This is a genomic window from Desulfoluna sp. CLI2B (assembly GCF_056847375.1).
In genome coordinates this window covers 2,055,316-2,072,406 of record NZ_CP186557.1, presented here as the reverse complement: position 1 = coordinate 2,072,406, position 17,091 = coordinate 2,055,316, and the positions used below count along the sequence as shown (strand labels likewise).

16 protein-coding genes are annotated in these 17,091 nt (G+C 58.7%); 8 read left to right on the top strand and 8 right to left on the bottom strand.

The genetic code is table 11. From position 1 onward, the window contains the following. Nucleotides 1-28 precede the first annotated feature (28 nt). Both ACOYW2_RS09920 and ACOYW2_RS09915 read right to left on the bottom strand, forming a co-directional pair. Nucleotides 29-379: a hypothetical protein gene (locus ACOYW2_RS09920; RefSeq protein ID WP_482422776.1), complete on the bottom strand. Its 351-nt coding sequence runs from the start codon at nucleotides 377-379 to the stop codon at nucleotides 29-31. Between the two features lie 13 nt (nucleotides 380-392). Further along, nucleotides 393-1,130, bottom strand: coding sequence for a ParA family protein (locus ACOYW2_RS09915; protein ID WP_482770287.1), 738 nt, complete (start codon nucleotides 1,128-1,130; stop codon nucleotides 393-395). Nucleotides 1,131-1,416: 286 nt separating this feature from the next. Between ACOYW2_RS09915 and ACOYW2_RS09910 the strand changes: the two genes are divergently transcribed. The 4 genes from ACOYW2_RS09910 (at nucleotide 1,417) to ACOYW2_RS09895 (ending at nucleotide 6,520) form a co-directional block, all read left to right on the top strand. Then, entirely contained in the window at nucleotides 1,417-3,534 is a 2,118-nt protein-coding gene (locus tag ACOYW2_RS09910) for an SUMF1/EgtB/PvdO family nonheme iron enzyme (protein ID WP_482770286.1), read from the top strand. A gap of 84 nt (nucleotides 3,535-3,618) precedes the next feature. After that, a complete protein-coding gene (locus tag ACOYW2_RS09905) occupies nucleotides 3,619-4,734 on the top strand; it encodes a M24 family metallopeptidase (protein ID WP_482770285.1) in 1,116 nt (371 codons plus the stop codon). Between the two features lie 100 nt (nucleotides 4,735-4,834). Next, a complete protein-coding gene (gene xerD, locus ACOYW2_RS09900) occupies nucleotides 4,835-5,734 on the top strand; it encodes a site-specific tyrosine recombinase XerD (RefSeq protein ID WP_482770284.1) in 900 nt (299 codons plus the stop codon). Nucleotides 5,735-6,028: 294 nt separating this feature from the next. Next, the gene (locus ACOYW2_RS09895) at nucleotides 6,029-6,520 is read left to right on the top strand and encodes an SHOCT domain-containing protein (RefSeq protein WP_482770283.1); all 492 of its coding nucleotides are present in this window, start codon (nucleotides 6,029-6,031) and stop codon (nucleotides 6,518-6,520) included. Between the two features lie 90 nt (nucleotides 6,521-6,610). Here the strand turns inward: ACOYW2_RS09895 and galE are convergent, their stop codons facing one another. Continuing rightward, complete coding sequence (galE, locus tag ACOYW2_RS09890; RefSeq protein ID WP_482770282.1) at nucleotides 6,611-7,624, bottom strand: UDP-glucose 4-epimerase GalE; 1,014 nt, start codon at nucleotides 7,622-7,624, stop codon at nucleotides 6,611-6,613. Nucleotides 7,625-7,686: 62 nt separating this feature from the next. Continuing rightward, the gene (locus ACOYW2_RS09885; protein ID WP_482422770.1) at nucleotides 7,687-8,436 is read right to left on the bottom strand and encodes a tyrosine-protein phosphatase; all 750 of its coding nucleotides are present in this window, start codon (nucleotides 8,434-8,436) and stop codon (nucleotides 7,687-7,689) included. A gap of 456 nt (nucleotides 8,437-8,892) precedes the next feature. On the opposite strand from ACOYW2_RS09885, the gene ACOYW2_RS09880 reads away from it, so the two are divergent. The 4 genes from ACOYW2_RS09880 (at nucleotide 8,893) to ACOYW2_RS09865 (ending at nucleotide 13,185) form a co-directional block, all read left to right on the top strand. After that, the gene (locus ACOYW2_RS09880) at nucleotides 8,893-9,672 is read left to right on the top strand and encodes an enoyl-CoA hydratase/isomerase family protein (RefSeq protein ID WP_482422769.1); all 780 of its coding nucleotides are present in this window, start codon (nucleotides 8,893-8,895) and stop codon (nucleotides 9,670-9,672) included. A 447-nt stretch (nucleotides 9,673-10,119) separates the two neighbouring features. Beyond that, complete coding sequence (locus ACOYW2_RS09875) at nucleotides 10,120-11,421, top strand: phenylacetate--CoA ligase family protein (RefSeq protein WP_482422768.1); 1,302 nt, start codon at nucleotides 10,120-10,122, stop codon at nucleotides 11,419-11,421. A 125-nt stretch (nucleotides 11,422-11,546) separates the two neighbouring features. Continuing rightward, nucleotides 11,547-11,975: an ACT domain-containing protein gene (locus ACOYW2_RS09870; protein WP_482416464.1), complete on the top strand. Its 429-nt coding sequence runs from the start codon at nucleotides 11,547-11,549 to the stop codon at nucleotides 11,973-11,975. Nucleotides 11,976-12,066: 91 nt separating this feature from the next. After that, a complete protein-coding gene (locus ACOYW2_RS09865; RefSeq protein ID WP_482770281.1) occupies nucleotides 12,067-13,185 on the top strand; it encodes a SprT-like domain-containing protein in 1,119 nt (372 codons plus the stop codon). Nucleotides 13,186-13,230: 45 nt separating this feature from the next. Here the strand turns inward: ACOYW2_RS09865 and ACOYW2_RS09860 are convergent, their stop codons facing one another. The 4 genes from ACOYW2_RS09860 to clpS form a co-directional block, all read right to left on the bottom strand. Further along, nucleotides 13,231-13,566, bottom strand: a complete 336-nt coding sequence (locus ACOYW2_RS09860) for a histidine triad nucleotide-binding protein (protein WP_482416466.1) — start codon at nucleotides 13,564-13,566, stop codon at nucleotides 13,231-13,233. Nucleotides 13,567-13,712: 146 nt separating this feature from the next. Further along, nucleotides 13,713-14,408: a leucyl/phenylalanyl-tRNA--protein transferase gene (gene aat, locus ACOYW2_RS09855; protein ID WP_482416467.1), complete on the bottom strand. Its 696-nt coding sequence runs from the start codon at nucleotides 14,406-14,408 to the stop codon at nucleotides 13,713-13,715. Between the two features lie 12 nt (nucleotides 14,409-14,420). Further along, on the bottom strand, nucleotides 14,421-16,658 hold the full coding sequence (clpA, locus tag ACOYW2_RS09850; protein WP_482770280.1) for an ATP-dependent Clp protease ATP-binding subunit ClpA: 2,238 nt from the start codon (nucleotides 16,656-16,658) through the stop codon (nucleotides 14,421-14,423). Next, nucleotides 16,655-16,975, bottom strand: a complete 321-nt coding sequence (gene clpS, locus ACOYW2_RS09845) for an ATP-dependent Clp protease adapter ClpS (RefSeq protein WP_180146447.1) — start codon at nucleotides 16,973-16,975, stop codon at nucleotides 16,655-16,657. The genes clpA and clpS overlap by 4 nt, the downstream gene beginning before the upstream one ends. Nucleotides 16,976-17,091: the final 116 nt, after the last annotated feature.

Sequence of the window (17,091 nt, the reverse complement as noted above, 5' to 3'; positions counted from 1 at the left end):
AAGTCTCCGCCTCACAAGCCGTTCCGGTTCATTCGGTGTCCTGGGAGGCATCATCCGGGGAGACAACGCCGGCCACCACATCCACACAGCGGCCATCCCGGCCGATCATCAACGAGAGGGTAATGCGAGCCTGAAAATCCATCTGATAGGCAATCCGGTCTTCTTCTACTGGTAAAGGCGCCCCTTTTTCTACTTGATCATCCTGAAGCGGACAGCCGTACTTCTCTTCCAGCAGCTTTTCAATGACATCCCAGTCAAGGCTGCCGGTCACAATGTCCATCAAATCCCGCTCGCCCTTTTGAAAGGCGTCGTCGGGAACCAGCTTTTTCTCTTTTTCTTCTTCGGCCATCGTCTTGCCATCCAAATCGGCCTGGTACATCACATTCTCTCCATCATGGGACTGTCGCCGCTTCCCTCATCTCCCGGGCCAGATCCAGAAACGCTTGGGCCCCGGGGGACATCACATCCACGAGGGCAACGGGAGTATCGGTTGCCATTCCTTTCCGAACGGCATCGCAATCGGGCAGTCGACCGACGAATTGCCTGCCGGCGTCATCCGGGACCGGATCTGAAGGCCCCATCGACACGAACCCAAGGCCTTTCAGGTCCGGGTTCAGACACTTTAGTACTTCATCGACACAATCCTGCGCCTCCTTAAGCTGCGAGTTTTGGTCCCAGCCCGGATACAAGGGGACCAGGGCCAGGTCCGAGGCGGCCAGGGCGCTTTTCACATAAAAGCCGTTCCCCGAAGGGGTATCAATGATTACGCGATCATACCCTTCCCCGGGCTTGCGAAGGCTCAAGGCCAGGACCTTCTCTTTTTCCGGATTGAGGGCCAGCCATTTTTCAGCTTCTTTTTCACCGGACAACGCGGGAAGCACGTCCAGATAAGGCGTCCGGCCAGGGACCACAGCCCCCCGCAGCCCCACAATTCCGCTGATCACATCGGCAACGCCCCAGACCGGCATTTGCTCCTCTTCCATCATCATCCGCGACCCCGCACCGGACGAGGTGCAATCCACAAAAAGGGTTCGCATCTCAAGGAGAGCGTAAGAAAACGCCAGGTTAACAGCCAGGGTCGTCTTGCCTGAGGCGCCCAGTGGATTAAGCAGTGCGATGGTGTGATACATGGCACGAGCCTTTGCTTTGGATGCGTGGAAACAAGAAAAACAAATAATTAACAGGAATTACCCACGTAGACATAGCATACCTGACCGGTAAAAGAAACCGGCATCGCCATGACCTCCCCCATGGAGCCGCGTTCCGCCCGCACCGCCCGGCAGGCAAAACAGGGCCCGCGCACCCTCCAGGCTCCCCGGTATTGTGACCCGCGGCCGATTGGGTTATGGTTCGACCAGGGATAGGACATGCCGAACAGGACTCACAGGGAGCAGGAGCAGCGCCAAAGCGCACCACATGACTTCAAACGATTTCAACAACGTCACATTTTCATCGGACGCCATGGACGAGGTCATCGACCACCTCGGCTACTCCAGGCACTCCCGGAACATGGCGTACCTCAAGGTTCTCCTCTCCCACGCAGGCCGGGACAACGGGTACAGCTCCGATCCCGTGGACTCCGACCTTCTTGTCCAGGCCATCTGGCAGACCGACGACCCGGCACAGCTCAAGTCCAGGCGAAAAAACCTCAGCACCATCCGAAATTCCGTCAACCGGGACCTCTCCCGCCTCTTCAAGGATGGAAACAACCCCGAAGGGGTGACCATCTCAGCAGACCACGCCCTTGTGGTATCCCAGGAGGCCAAAGAGGCCCTGTACGCCCCCTTTGCCAACCACTTCACCAACGCCAACAGCCCGGATATCGAAAAGGCGAGCGCACTGCTGGACGCCCTTGCCGAGATGGCTGAAAAAGGCGGCCCCCTCCTGGACGGCACTGAAAACCTCGCGGAAAAATTGAAACGTGCGGTACAGGCCCTTGAAAAGGGCGGCGCCCTGCCCGACTTTGAGGAGGACACCCCGGAGGAGCCCCCGGAAGAGGAACTTGAAGAGGCCGACGAGGAAGACGACGAAGAGATTGAGGTCCTTGAAGAGGAAGATGACGTCGAGGAGATCCTCGATGAGGATATTGAAGAGCTTGACGAAGCCGAAGAAGAAGAGCTCGATATCCTCGATGATGAAGATGAAGTCGAAGAAATCCTCGACGACGAGCTTGAAGAGATCGACGAGACCGAAGAGGAAGAGCTTGATACCCTCGATGGGGAAGATGAGGTCGAAGAACTCCTCGATGAAGATCTCGATGGGGATATTGAAGAGATTGACGAGTCCGACGACGAAGAGATCGATATCCTCGATGATGACGAGGAGTTGGAAGAGATCCCTGAAGGCGAGCTTGAAGAGGTTGCCGATGAGCAGGACGAAGAACTCGACATCCTCGATGATGACGACACCCTGGAGGAGATCCCTGAAGATGAGATCGAAGAGGTCGATGAAGACGACGCCCTGGAGGAGATCTCCGATGACGACATCGAAAAGATCGATGAAGACGACGCTTTAGAAGAGATCTCCGATGATGAGATCGAAGAGGTCGACGAAAACGACGCATTAGAAGAAATCTCCGATGATGAGATCGAAGAGGTCGACGAAGACGACCCCTTGGAGGAGATCTCCGATGATGACATCGAAGAGGTGGATGAAGATGACGCCCTTGAAGAGATCTCCGATGACGAGGTTGAAGAGGTCGATGAGGACGCTCCCCCATGGGCCGCAGACGAAGATCCCGATGCCATGCAGGAACGCGCCGATCGGTTCGACGCCCTGCTCAACGAATCCGAACGGTACTACAACCGCTACATCCACATCCCGTCCGGCCGCTATCCGGCCCTGGATCCGGTGACCGGCCAGGAGGTCCTGGCCGATCTGGAAGAGTTCCTTGCGGGCAAATACCCGGTCACCAATGCCCTCTTTGAGGTGTTTATCGGTCGCACCGGCTACAAGACCACCGCCGAAGAGCGGGGGTTCGGCGCCGTATACGAACCGCGCCTCACCCGTCAGTCCCGCGGCAGGAGAATCAGCCTCTCCACGAGCAAAGGCCTGCGCCTCATCCGCGGGGCCAACTGGTACAAGCCCTCCGGGGCCCGGTCCTCGGTGCACACCAGCGCCCACCACCCCGTGGTCCAGGTGAGCTACGAAGACGCCATGGCCTTTGCGTCCTGGTCCGGCAAACGGCTCCCCACCCTGGCCCAATGGCTGGCCATGGGGGGAAAATCCGACAGCCCCTACCCCTGGGGAGATGCCTGGGCAAGCCACCTCTGCAACACCGAAGAGGTTGGAGCAGGCGGAACCCTTCCCGTGGACACCTTCCCCAAAGGAGCTAGCCCCTTCGGAGTCTACGACCTCATGGGCAACGCCCTGGAGTGGGTCAGCGACCAGATCCCGGAAAAGGGCGGTGAACCCGTCAAAACAGCGGTGGGAGGCAGCTTCCTCTCCGACCGAAGCCTCATCCGCCAACAGCTCCAGAGCTTTGACACCCGGTTTTCATCCAATGTCCTGGGCTTTCGCTGCATCGGCTGGTAGACCTCGACACGGGCCTTCCGGCAGTGATATGGTTGCATGAATGCAGTTGGCAACACCCACGTACAAGATGCGAAGGAGACACCAGTGAACGACATCTATCGGAAACGGCTCGATGCGCTGCAAGAGACATTGAGCCAGAATGGCTTCGACGCCTGCCTGATCATGCAGGAGGAGAATCGGAGATACTTAAGCGGCTTCACCGGAGAGGACAACAGCGTGGACGAGTCCGCCGGTGCCCTTCTCATCGGTCCCAAGGGCATGATCCTGGCCACGGACTCCCGCTTTGAGCTCCATGCCATCCACGAAGCCCCTCTTTTTGACGTCCATGTCTACAAAACCGGCCTGGACAAAGACCTCCCCGAGCTCCTGGACCGCGTGGGCGCCCGCCGCGTCGCCTTTGAAGAGACCCGGGTCTCCGTGGGGCGTTACAACGCCTTTGCAGATGCCCTGAAAAAAAGTGGTTCCTCCGCTGAGCTGGTGGCCCACGAAGACATGACCGCCCCCATGCGCGCCGTCAAGAGCGCCGATGAGATACAGACCATGCGGGAGGCCCTGGCTATCGCGGAAGCCGCCTTTTCTGCGGTGAAGGCAGGCCTGGTTCCGGGCCTCACCGAAAAGGCCATTGCCTGGGAGATGGAAAAAGAGATGAGGAGCCGCGGAGCCGACGGCCTCTCCTTCCCCACCATCGTGGCTTCCGGCCCCAACGCCGCCCTTCCCCATGCCGTGCCCAGCGACCGAAAGGTGGCCCCGGGAGAGCCCCTGCTCATCGACTGGGGATCCCGATACAACGGGTACTGCAGCGACTCCACCCGAACCGTTGTTCTGGGCAGCCCCTGCGATACCTTCAAACGGGTCTTCGACACCCTTTTTGAGGCCCAGGCCCTTGCCATCGACGCCATCTGCGACGGAGCCAGCGGCAAGGCCGTGGATGCCGTGGCCCGTGGATTCATCGAAAAGACCTTCCCCGACGGCTTTGGCCACGGGCTGGGTCACGGGGTGGGACTGGAGATCCATGAAGCCCCCCGCCTGAGCTACCTCAAGGACCACACCCTCAAGGCAGGGATGGTGGTGACGGTGGAGCCAGGCATCTACCTTCCGGACTGGGGCGGCATCCGCCTGGAAAACATGGTCCTTGTCACGGAAAACGGCGCCGAGGTCCTCAACACCCTGGACTATCACGATCACGTGGTGGCCATCTAACCCGGATACCATGTAAAAACACGCACACGCCGGGTCAGGCCTACCCCTGCCCCGGCTCCCCATCACCCATAACCTGACGTTCCTATGGCCCGATTTTCCCATGCCCTCTCTTCTCAACCACCACATCGACCAGTTCATCACCCACCTCCGCGTGGAACGGGGCCTGGCGGACCTGAGCATCGACGCCTATGCATCGGACCTCACCCGGTATGCCGGCTTCATGGAAGACAACGGCATGGCCCATGTCACCGAAGACGACACCTACGCCATCTTAAAGCACATGATCGGCTTGAGGGACGAAGGCCTGGGCTCCCGGTCGCGGGCCCGGCACCTGGTCTCCATCCGCTCCTTTTACCGGTTCCTTGCCGAGGAAAAAGTCCTTGCCAGCGACCCGTCGAGCCTCATTGAGTTTCCCAAAACAGGCCTCAAGCTGCCCGACACCCTCTCCGTGTCCGACGTCAAAAAGCTCCTGGAGGCACCGGATCCCTCGTCGGCCAGGGGCATGCGGGACGCCGCCATGATTGAGCTGCTCTATGCAGCGGGCCTGAGGGTCTCGGAGCTGATCCACCTCAGCCTCAACGACATCAACCTGGAGGCCGGGTTTGTGCGGGTGTTCGGCAAAGGATCCAAAGAGCGCGTTGTGCCCATGGGCCGCTTCGCCGTGGACAAGCTGCGGACCTATCTTACAACGGGTCGCCCCCTGCTGCTGAAGCATGTCACAAGCAGCACCCTGTTCGTGGCCCGGGCAGGCAAGCCCATGACCCGCCAGGGCTTCTGGAAGCTGCTCAACAAGTACACGGCCCTGGCCGGGCTCTCGGGCAAAATCAGCCCCCACACCCTGCGCCACTCCTTTGCCACGCACCTGCTCATGGGCGGGGCCGACCTGCGGGTGGTCCAGGTGATGCTCGGCCACACCGACATCTCCACCACGCAGATTTACACCCATATCACTGGTGACCACCTCCAGGCCATGCACCGAACCTGCCATCCGAGGGGGTAAAAACCTTTACAGACGGAGATGGCCCCTTTATGATGAAACCATGGTTTTGTTGATCAGGGTCAACACCATCGCAGCTGCAACGTCCCTGTCTTGCTCTTCCTGCGATACAATCACCCCAGAGGTGTCCCACATCTGGCCCGACGCAAGCCCCTTGTAACCGGGATGTTTTTTACAAGCACTCCCCCGGCACTTTTTATCAATGGGTCCGGGTGGTTTACCCGAAGCCCCGCACCGGCAATGCTCCGGCGCGGCGGATACGGAGTGAATCCTTCGGCAAGCAATAGATGTGAACGCATGAAAAGCAACAAACGCACCGATTCTCCCGGGGTGATGAAAAGCCTCTTTATGGTTTACCTCATCCTGGGCGGGCATATCCTCCTCATCGTCGCCCTCTGCTTTTTTGTCCTCTTCTTCCGAGGCCTCGTCAATTACCTGCCCTGGATTTTTCTGGGTGGGCTCAGCCTCATCGGCCTGTCCGCTTACCTCATCTACAAGCGCATGAAGACCGAAGGAAAAGCCCTGCGAGAGATTCTCTCCCTGCCCATGCTCCAGGGAAAAACCGTGGAGATCAGTGTCCTCGGCGGCCTGGCATCCGTTCGCGTGGAGGATCCCAACCCCCAGCAGCCCCTGGCCATTGATGCGGGTGCGCCGCCCCGGCCTGCCACCGTCCATGCTTTGCCCCCTTCCAGCCACGTCACCGAGCTCATGGAACTGGCTCACCTGCTGGACAACAACCTCATCACCCTGGATGAGTACAACAAGGCAAAGAAAAAAATCATCAACTAAACGCCCGTCCATGATTCAGACAACAAAAGCCCCGATCCGCACGGCATGCGAATCGGGGCTTTTTTAGTTGGGTGTTACACCTTGTCGGTTTTATATGGCGTATCCGTCGGGGTTCTGCGATTGCCATCGCCAGGCGTCCCGGCACATGGCCTCCACCCCCTTTTCCGCCCGCCAGCCGATCTCATTCCAGGCCTTGTCCGGTGAAGCGTAGCACACGGCGATGTCCCCGGGCCTCCGGGGCGCCACCACGTAGGGAACCGCTCTCCCCGAGGCGGCCTCAAAGGCTGCCACCATGTCCAGAACGCTGTATCCCTGGCCGGTGCCCAGGTTGTAGACATGAAGCCCCGGGGCTTCGTCGGTGGGCTTCAGGGCGCACAGATGGCCCTTGGCCAGATCCACCACGTGGATAAAATCCCTCACTCCGGTGCCGTCATGGGTGGGGTAATCGCTCCCGAAAACGCTCAGGCACTCCAGTTTTCCCACGGCGACCTGGGCAATATAGGGCATGAGGTTGTTGGGGATGCCATTGGGGTCTTCCCCGATGAGCCCGCTCTCATGGGCACCCACGGGGTTGAAATACCGAAGGAGCACCACGCGCCAGGAGCTGTCCGCCACCAAAAGGTCTTCGAGCATCTCTTCGACGATGAGTTTCGACCGGCCATAGGGATTGGTGGCGCTTCGCGGAAAGCTTTCGTCCATGGGGACCGTCTCCGGCTCTCCGTACACCGTGGCCGAAGAAGAAAAAATGATGTTCCTGACATCGGCCCTGTCCATGGCGTGGAGCAGGTTCAGGGTGCCGGAGAGGTTGTTCTGGTAGTAGGCCAGGGGCATCTCCACGGACTCGCCCACGGCCTTGAGCCCGGCAAAGTGGATCACAGCATCAAACCGATGGGAAGAAAACAGCGTATCCAGAACGGCTTCGTCCAGCAGGTCCCCCTCCACGAACTCCAGGGACTTGCCCGTCAAGCTCCGGACCCGGTGCAGGGACTCTTCCGAACTGTTGGACAGGTTGTCCACCACCGTGACCCGGTGGCCGGACTCAAGCAACTCCAAACAGGTGTGGCTGCCGATGTACCCGGCACCGCCTGTGACCAGTACATGCATAATCTATCCTCTCTGCCGTTGCCCCAAAGGCAAGGGCGTATCCGTATGGTTGATAAAGTAGGCTACAGCGCCCTGACAACGGAGGGAGAGCGGCCCTCCACAGGGCAATCTTCCACCACGGCCAGTGGGTTTTCCCTGACCAGCCTCAGGGCGGCCTTCTCACCGATAACCTTGGAGGCCGCCTTCACCCCGTCGCTCATATCCGGAGTCCGGTAATTCTCATCGTGGGCGTCCGAGCCCATGATATCCACCACGCCCTTCTTAAGAAGGTAGCGGGCACACGAAGCGATCTCCCGGCCAAAGGTTCCGGCCACGCTGTCTGCAGTAACCTGCACCAGGGAACCGGTCTCGGCAACCATCTCAAAGAGGCGATTCGGGTCCCTGATGATGCTCGGGTTTCGTTCCGGGTGGGCGATGATGGGATGAAGCCCCCGGTCAAGGTAGGCCCTTAAAATAGGCACCGCCACCCGCGGAAGATGGCTGCTGGGAAACTCCACCAGAAGGTACCGCGACCCGTTGATGGTAAAATCCTCCAGGTTGTCCGGCATGAAACCGGCCACCACCTCGGCCCCGGGTACCAGGGTCACCCCGATGCCCTCCTCCCGGAAGCGACGGTTGAGCTTGTCGATGAGGGGCCGATAGCAAAGGGCATCCAGAAGGTCCACCCCGGCGTGAAAGGTGGCGGCAATACAGGAGGTGCCCCCTTTGTCTGCCTGGGCAGCCATCACCAGGGTTTCGGCCATATCATCGGAGCCGTCGTCCACTCCGGGTAGTATATGGCAATGTATATCCGTCCAACGGGTATGCTGCATTGGGTAATATCCTCGTATCTCAACTGAAATCGCCGGCTGGCGTCAAGGCATGGCTCGGGCTGTCACAATAAATCAACACGAATGCAGGCGTCCCAAGCATCTGCGGTGCGGTCCACATGGCGGGATAGGGTCGTTTTCAAGGGCCGACCGTCGTCACTTCTGTACTAAATCCACCACGATTCAGTGTAACCACAACTTGCGATTACGGCAATACATTTTCTCCGAACAGCCCCGACTTTCGTGGGTTCGAACGACTCCCCCCGGTTCCCGCTCAGCTGTCGCATCGCAATATTTCTCTTTTCATGCCTCATAGTTTCCCTTATAGTCATACGTTGTTCAGGGTAAGGAATTGATGTCATGCCCATCGGACGCGTCCCGACGCAAAACACCGTATCTTTCGGCTCATGACTGAAACATAGTGCTACTCATCTTATCTATATCTTTCGGAGGTTCTTCATGTCTTACGAAACCATTCTTGTGACAGCGGAAAAAAACGTCGCCACCATCACCTTCAACCGCCCCAAGGCCCTGAACGCTTTGAACGACAAACTCCTCACCGAACTCTCCGCCGCCCTTGACGACATCGCCGCCCAGCAGGACATCCATGTGCTCGTGCTCACCGGGGCAGGGAACAAAGCCTTTGTGGCCGGCGCGGACATCACCGAACTCGCCACCCTGGACGCCGCACAGGGCAAAGCCTGCTCTGAAAAAGGCCACAAGGCCATCGGCAAACTCCAGGAGCTGGAAATTCCTGTCATCGCAGCCGTCAACGGGTTTGCCCTGGGCGGAGGCAGTGAAATGGCCCTGGCCTCTGATTTTATTTATGCGTCCGAAGCGGCAAAATTCGGCCTTCCGGAAATCACCCTCGGCCTCATCCCGGGCTACGGCGGCACCCAGAGACTCCCCAGAGCCATCGGCGCCAACCTTGCCAAGGAGATGATCCTCACCGGAAAGATGATCTCTGCAGCAGAGGCCAAAGAGATCGGCATGGTCAACAAGGTCGTGGCCCCCGAGGCCCTCATGGACGAGGTGATGAAGACCGCCGAGGCCATTGCGTCCAAGGGCCGCGTTCCGGTCCGTGCAGCCAAGAAAGCCGTCAACGAGGGGTTGAACGTGGACCTGCCTTCAGGGTGCGCCATTGAAGTGGAGGCCTTTGCTGCCTGCGTTTCCGGCAAAGATGCCAAAGAGGGCACCAGCGCCTTCCTTGAAAAACGCAAGCCTGTGTTCAACGCCTGATCCAAACCGGGCGGCGGGTCCCAGGCCCACACGCCCCTGTCGCGTCCTCGCCCGGCGGCTGTTCTCCGGCTTCCGGGCACCCACGCTCCAGAATCGGCCTGTTTCGCCCGGCAGCCCGCATGCCGCCGCCACCCGCCCTTGCCGTCCCCAGGGAACACCCTTTTCCCCCGTCCTTTAAGAAATACCCTCCATCCCGTTGTATGTGTTCATATTTCGGCCGTCCGATTTTATATTTGAAAAGTTTTTTTAAGTGACATTTGCAGGTGAATCATTTATGACCTGTTAACTGTAACGATATGATTGACACACACGGCCGTGACCCCATGGGACCCCGCCTTCCACACCAGCATCCGTCTGCGTACTTCTTACGGATACCCTGTGTTGTGATCCGGTTTTTTTGACGTCACGGTCACCACCCATACCCACCGTCGGGAGAGGACAGCTCGCATGATTTACGATATTGATTTTGAAACGATGCCGAGGGAAGCCTTGGAAGCGATTCAGCTCAGGCGACTTCAAACCACCCTTGAGAATGTCTACGCAAAGGTTCCCTTTTACCAGAAGCAGTTCAAAGAGGCAGGCATCGTCCCTGCGGACATCCGCTCTCTCAAAGACCTCTCCAAGCTTCCCTTTACCACCAAGCAGGACCTCAGGGACAACTACCCGTACGGGATGTTTGCCGTGCCCATGGAGAGCGTGGTACGCATTCACGCCTCCTCCGGTACCACCGGCGCGCCCACCGTGGTGGGATACACCCGTCGGGACATCGACAACTGGTCCGACCTCATGGCCCGTGCCCTCTGCGCAGGGGGCGCCACCCGAGGCGACATCATCCACAACGCCTACGGCTACGGACTGTTCACAGGCGGCCTGGGGGTCCACTACGGCGCCGAGAAACTCGGGGCATCCGTCATCCCCGTCTCAGGCGGCAACACCAAGCGCCAGATCGTCATCATGAAGGACTTCGGCCCCACCATCCTCACGGCTACGCCCTCCTACACCCTGCACCTGGCCGAAGTGGCCCAGGAGATGGGCTTCTCCTTTGCCGATCTGAACTTCAAGTTCGGCATCTTCGGTGCCGAGCCCTGGAGCGAAAGCATGAGGCGCGAGCTGGAAGAGACCCTGGGCATCGATGCCGTGGACATCTACGGCCTCAGCGAAGTGATGGGACCCGGTGTTGCCATCGAATGCCACGAAGCCAAAAACGGGCTCCACATTTTCGAGGACCACTTCATCCCCGAGATCATCGACCCCGTCACCGAAGAGCCCCTGCCCTACGGTGAGACCGGGGAGCTGGTGTTCACCTCCATCACCAAGGAGGCCTTCCCCATCATCCGTTACAGGACCCGGGACATCACCTCCCTGCACCCCGAGCCCTGCGTCTGCGGCCGAACGCACATCCGCATGAAGCGGGTCAGCGGCCGAACCGACGACATGCTCATCATCCGAGGGGTCAACGTCTTCCCCTCACAGATTGAAAGCGTTCTCATGAAGAGCTCGGATACCACTCCCCACTATCAGCTGGTGGTGGATCGCGAGAACACCCTCGACACCCTCACGGTGAAAGTGGAGGTGAGCGAAACCCTCTTTGCCGATGAGATCAGAATGCTCCAGACCACGGAGAAAAAAATCGCCAAGGATATCAAAGAATACCTCGGCGTGTCTGCCAAAGTGATGCTGGTGGAGCCGAAATCCATTGCCAGAAGTGAAGGAAAAGCGGTAAGAGTTATTGATAACCGGAAGCGATAAACCGATACGGACGGAGATAATCGGAGATCGGCCGACCCGGTATTCGGTTATCCCGGCCACACAGGTTGATCGACATAGCCATCACGTATTTTATTCATTACGATGCTCATGAAAGGAGGCCTTTGATGCGCGTTGAACAGATATCCATTTTCTTAGAGAACACCGGCGGGCGCATTGCCGAAGTGACCACGATTCTTTCTGCCGCCTCTGTGAATATCCGCGCACTCTCCCTGGCGGACACCACAGACTTCGGTGTGCTCAGGCTCATTGTCGACGACAATGAAGCAGCGGAAAAAGCCCTGAAGGAAAGCGGTTTCTCCGTTGGAAAAACCAGCGTGGCAGCCGTGGCTGTCGAAGACAAGCCCGGAGGCCTCAACCGCATCCTGATTCTCCTTGCCGATGCCGACATCAACGTGGAGTACATGTACGCCCTGCAGCAGAGCGGGGACCACGCGGTCATGATCTTCCGTTTCGACAACATCGACGACGCCGTGAAAGTCCTCGAAAAAGAGGGGATCCGCGTCTACAAGGCAAGTGAGGTCGCCTCGCTGTAAGCACGCAGGAGAGACACCCCGCGTTCCATGATTATTAAAAAAAGCGGCTCCCCTTGGGGAGCCGCTTTTTTCATTTGGAGTTACCCGCCCCATGGCTGAATCACATTCCCAACAGCCCTCGGCTGACCTTGAGCGCAAACTGCTCCACGGCCTTCACCTGGAGTGGACCTCTGCCCGCGATTGCAACGGAGACCCGGGGATCCTCAGCCTGCTCCCCCCGCTGTTTTCCCTCAACGATGCCAGGGGCACCCTGGCCCACTGGAACCTCAACCGCCGCGAGATCTCCTTCAGCCGCCATTTTATCCTCCACCATCCGTGGGATGCCGTCCGGGAAGTGCTCCTGCATGAAATGGCCCACCAGGCAGCCCATGAACTCTTCCATGCCAGGGAGGAGCCTCCCCATGGCCCGGGATTCCGCAAGGCCTGCGTGCTCCTCGGAGCCAACCCGAAAGCTTCGGGCACCTACCCCACCCTGCGGGAGCGGCTTGTTGCGGGCCACGCATCCCCGGAAGAGGCCCTTTCGCGACGCATCGAAAAGCTCTTTGCCCTGGCCAAAAGCAGCAACCCCCACGAGTCCGAAGCGGCCCTTGCCAAGGCCCAGGCTCTCATGGAAAAGCACCGCATCGACACCCCGGAGGCTGCCGAGCCCCAGGACGGGTACACCACCCTATTCCTGGGAAGCCCTGCCCTGCGCCACCACCGGGAGTTCTATGCCCTGGCCAACCTCCTTACCGAGCACTACTTTGTCCGCTGTGTCTGGGCCATGGCCTGCGTGGTGGACAAAGGGAAGATGGGCCGGGTATTGGAGGTGAGCGGGGCCCGCTCCCACGTGCTCACGGCGGAGTATGTCTACACCTTTATCCTGGACTTCATCGACCGCAGCTGGACAGAGCTCCAGAAAGAGAGGGGGCAAAAACTCGGGCGGCTACGCAAAAGCGACTATGCGGAAGGGGTTGTGGCGGGATTTTCACAAAAACTGGGGGCCGAGAAGATAAAACGGCCCACCTCTCTCCTCCCCGAGGTGGTCAAAGACCCGGTACTCGACGCTTACATCGAACAGCGCTACCCGAGGCTTGCCACCCGAAGCCGGAGGGTCCGACGGGTTGATACAGAGCTCATCGGACGAGGCAGGGAAGCGGGACGCCGCATGACCATCCGCCCGGGGCTCAACAAAAAAAGGGCACCCAAAGGTGCCCTTCTCACCGACTGATAAGCCGGTGCCGCTGTCTATCCGACGGCGGCACCGCATAAAAGATCAAGCGCGGTCAAACCCTCCCACGAGGTGCAGGTGAAGGTGGAACACCTCCTGGCCGCCGCCCTTCTCCACATTGAAAAATACACGGTATCCGGACTGGGCAGTCCCCTCTTTTTCGGCCAGTCCCCTGGCCACGGTCATCATCCGTCCGATAAGCGCTTCGTCACACGCCTCGATGTCATTAATGCTCCGGATGTGCTTGCGGGGAATAATGAGAAGGTGCACCGGGGCCTTGGGGTTGATGTCCCGGATGGCGATCATGTCCTCGTCTTCGTAGATAAACTCCGAAGGAATCTCTTTGCCGATAATTTTACAGAAAATGCAGTCAGCAGCCACAGCCTCTCCTTTCTCGTTTCCATTAGGATCATGCCAAGATTAAAAAGTACACATGACGAATTTGAGGCAGAGTTTCGTTATGTATCATTATTCGCAAAAAACGGCCCTGCAGCGCCTGAAAGACGCCGCCGCGCCGTTATGACAGGTCAACGTTCGTAAAACATATCCGCCCATGACCCGATGAGGTCATCGGCGGTGAGGGCCTCGTCCAGCTCCCTTAAAAACCGGCTCCTGGGAATCTCTTCGGCACCGAACCGCAGGAGGTGATCTGTGGTCACCTGGCAATCCACGAACCGGAACCCCTCCGCCTGCAGGAACCGCACAAGCCGGACAAAACAGACCTTGGACGCGTCTGATTTGCGGGAGAACATGGACTCCCCGAAAAAACCCCGCCCCAGGGAAACACCGTAGAGCCCGCCCACCAGTTCATCCCCGTCCCAGGCTTCCACGGAATGGGCATAGCCTTCGCGGTGAAGGGCCAGGTAGGCCGCCTGCATCTCGTCAACGATCCAGGTCCCATCCTCATCCCCCCGGGGCACCGACGCACAGTTTGAAATCACCTCGGCAAAGGCACGGTCCATGGTGACCCGGTACCGTCCCCGCTTCAAGGTCTTGCGCAGGGAACGGTTCACCACGAGTTTTTCGGGATAAAGGACCAGCCTGGGGTCGGGAGACCACCAGAGAATGGGTTCACCGGGACAATACCAGGGGAAAATGCCCATGGAATAGGCAAGGATCAGGCGTGGCACCGTCAGGTCACCGTCCAGGGCCAGCAGCCCGTCCTCACGGGAAAACTCAGGGGGTGGAAAGGTCAACTGCTCGGACAATTGGAACAACGGCATGCATCGTCACCTTTACGCGTAGCTGAAGGTGAGCTCATCACGCCGGAACCCGATGGTCACGGTGCCGCCCTTGGACAATTTGCCGAACAGCAGCTCGTCTGCCAACCGATCCTTGATGGTGGTCTGGATCAGGCGGCCCAGGGGCCTTGCCCCGTAATCGGGGTCATACCCCTTGACGGCGAGCCAGTTCCGCGCCTTGGGCGTCAGCTTGAGCTGCACTTTTCGCTCGGCGAGCTGGCCTTTCATCTCGGTCATGAACTTGTCCACGATCATCTCCATCACCCTTTCAGACAAGGGGTTGAATGTGATGATGGCGTCCAGGCGGTTGCGGAATTCAGGGCTGAAGATCCGTTCGATGGCCGAACGTCCCTTTCCCTCAATCTCGCTGTCCGGGCTTCCGAAGCCGATGGTCTTGGTGCTCATCTCCCGGGCCCCTGCGTTGGAGCTCATGAGGATAATCACGTTGCGGAAGTCGGCTTTTTTGCCGTTGTTGTCCGTCAGGGTGCCGTGGTCCATGACCTGAAGCAGGATGTTGATGAGGTCCGGATGGGCCTTTTCGATCTCGTCCATGAGCAGGACACAATGGGGGGTCTTGCGGATGCGCTCCGTAAGGAGCCCGCCCTGCTCAAAGCCCACATACCCCGGAGGGGCCCCGATAAGGCGTGCCACGGCATGTTTTTCCATGTACTCGCTCATGTCGAAGCGCAAAAACTCCACGCCCAGGTTAAGGGCCAGCTGTTTGGCCACTTCGGTTTTCCCGACGCCGGTGGGGCCGGAAAAAAGAAAGGAGCCGATGGGCTTGTCCGGAATGGAGAGCCCGGCGCGGGAGCGCTTGATGGCGGTGATGAGACCGCCCAGGGCTTCATCCTGACCAAAAATGGCGTGCTTCATGCGCTTGTCGAGGGTCTTGAGACGATCCCGATCGGATTTGGAGACGCTGCGCGCCGGAATCTTGGCGATGACGGCCACCACCTTCTCCATGTCGGAAACACGCACCTTGTGGGTGGCGTCCGCCTCGTCGAGGCGCTTGATCACCCCGGCCTCGTCGATGACGTCGATGGCCTTGTCCGGGAGATGGCGGTCGTTGAGCGTCAGCAGATCGGCTGCAGCCTCAATGGCCGCGGGGGTATACTCCACCTGATGGTGGGCCTCAAAGCGGTCCTTGAGTCCGTTTAAGATCTCCACGGTCTCGGCCACGCTGGGTTCGCTGATATCGATTTTTTCGAACCGGCGGGACAGGGCCCGGTCTTTTTCAAAGTTGTTCTTGAACTCTTCATAGGTGGTGGAGCCCATGCAGCGCAGCTCTCCGTTGCCCAGGACCGGCTTGAGCATGTTGGAGGCGTCGATGGACCCGCTGCTGGTGGCCCCGGCCCCCACAACGGTATGGATCTCATCGATATAGAGAATCACATTGGGAATGGCCTTCAGGGCTTCGATGACGCCCTTCATGCGCTTTTCAAAGTCTCCCCGGAACTTGGTGCCGGCAAGGACCGCAGGCAGGTCCAGGGAAAAAATACGCGTATCTTTCAAAGGCTCGGGCACCACACCTGAGGCCACCATCTGGCCGAGGCCTTCGGCAAGGGCGGTCTTTCCAACCCCGGGGTCCCCCACGAAGATGGGGTTGTTTTTCCGCCTGCGCAGCAGGACCTGGATGATGCGCTGCATCTCCTTGGTCCGCCCGATGAGGGGGTCCAGGCGCCCGTCAAGGGCCCGCTCCACAAGATCGACGGTGTAGAGCTTCAGGGGATCAGTCTCTTCCTTGTCGTCACGGGCCTCACCGCCTTCGGAACCGGGCTGTCCGTCTCCGGCCGGTGTCTGCTTCTGCTCCTGTTCATGGGAGATATAGCGAAGCACGGAGAGTCGGGTCACCCCTTCGGTTTCCAGGAAATAGCTGGCATGGGAGTCCCTCTCCTGGAAAATGGAGGCAATGACATCGCCCACCTCCACCTCTTTTTTCTCGGCAGAGCGCACATGGGATACGGCCCGTTGTATCACGCGCTGAAACCCTAAGGTCTGTTGGAGCACATAATCTTCGGAGCCTGCGAGTTTCTCGATCTTCTCCTGAAGGAAGGTGTCCACCTTGCTTTTGAGTTCAATGGTATCGCCGCCACAGCTTTCGATGATATCTATGCCTGTGGGATCATGGAGGATGGCAAACAGCACATGCTCTATGCAGACATATTCATGGCGTCGTTTTTTGGCTTCTCGAACTGCAAAGCCCAAGGTTGCGCTGAGTTCTCTGCTTATCATAGGTCGTTATTCTCCATAACGCTTCGCAAGGGGTAGCCGTTCTCCTCGGCCAGTTCATGGACGGTATCCACCTTGGTTTCAGCTACCTCGTACGTGTAAATACCGCACAATCCCTTGCCCTGGTGATGAACATGAAGCATGATCTCCGTCGCTTGTTCCTGCGATTTACGAAAAACCGTCATCAGGATATCCACCACAAAATCCATGGGAGTATAGTCATCGTTCACAAGGAAGACCCGGTACATGGGAGGCTCATTCAGCCTGGTGTCCCTGTCGACATCCAACTCTTCGTGCAGATCGGGATGATTCTCGGCCATTGGTCACTCATTCCCCCTGAAATCCTATGGTTAAAATTATAACACAGAACAAGGCAAAAAAGCATCGACGATCGCGAGGGCCAGGGGATCGGCTGAAGGGTAAAAATCCCCGCATA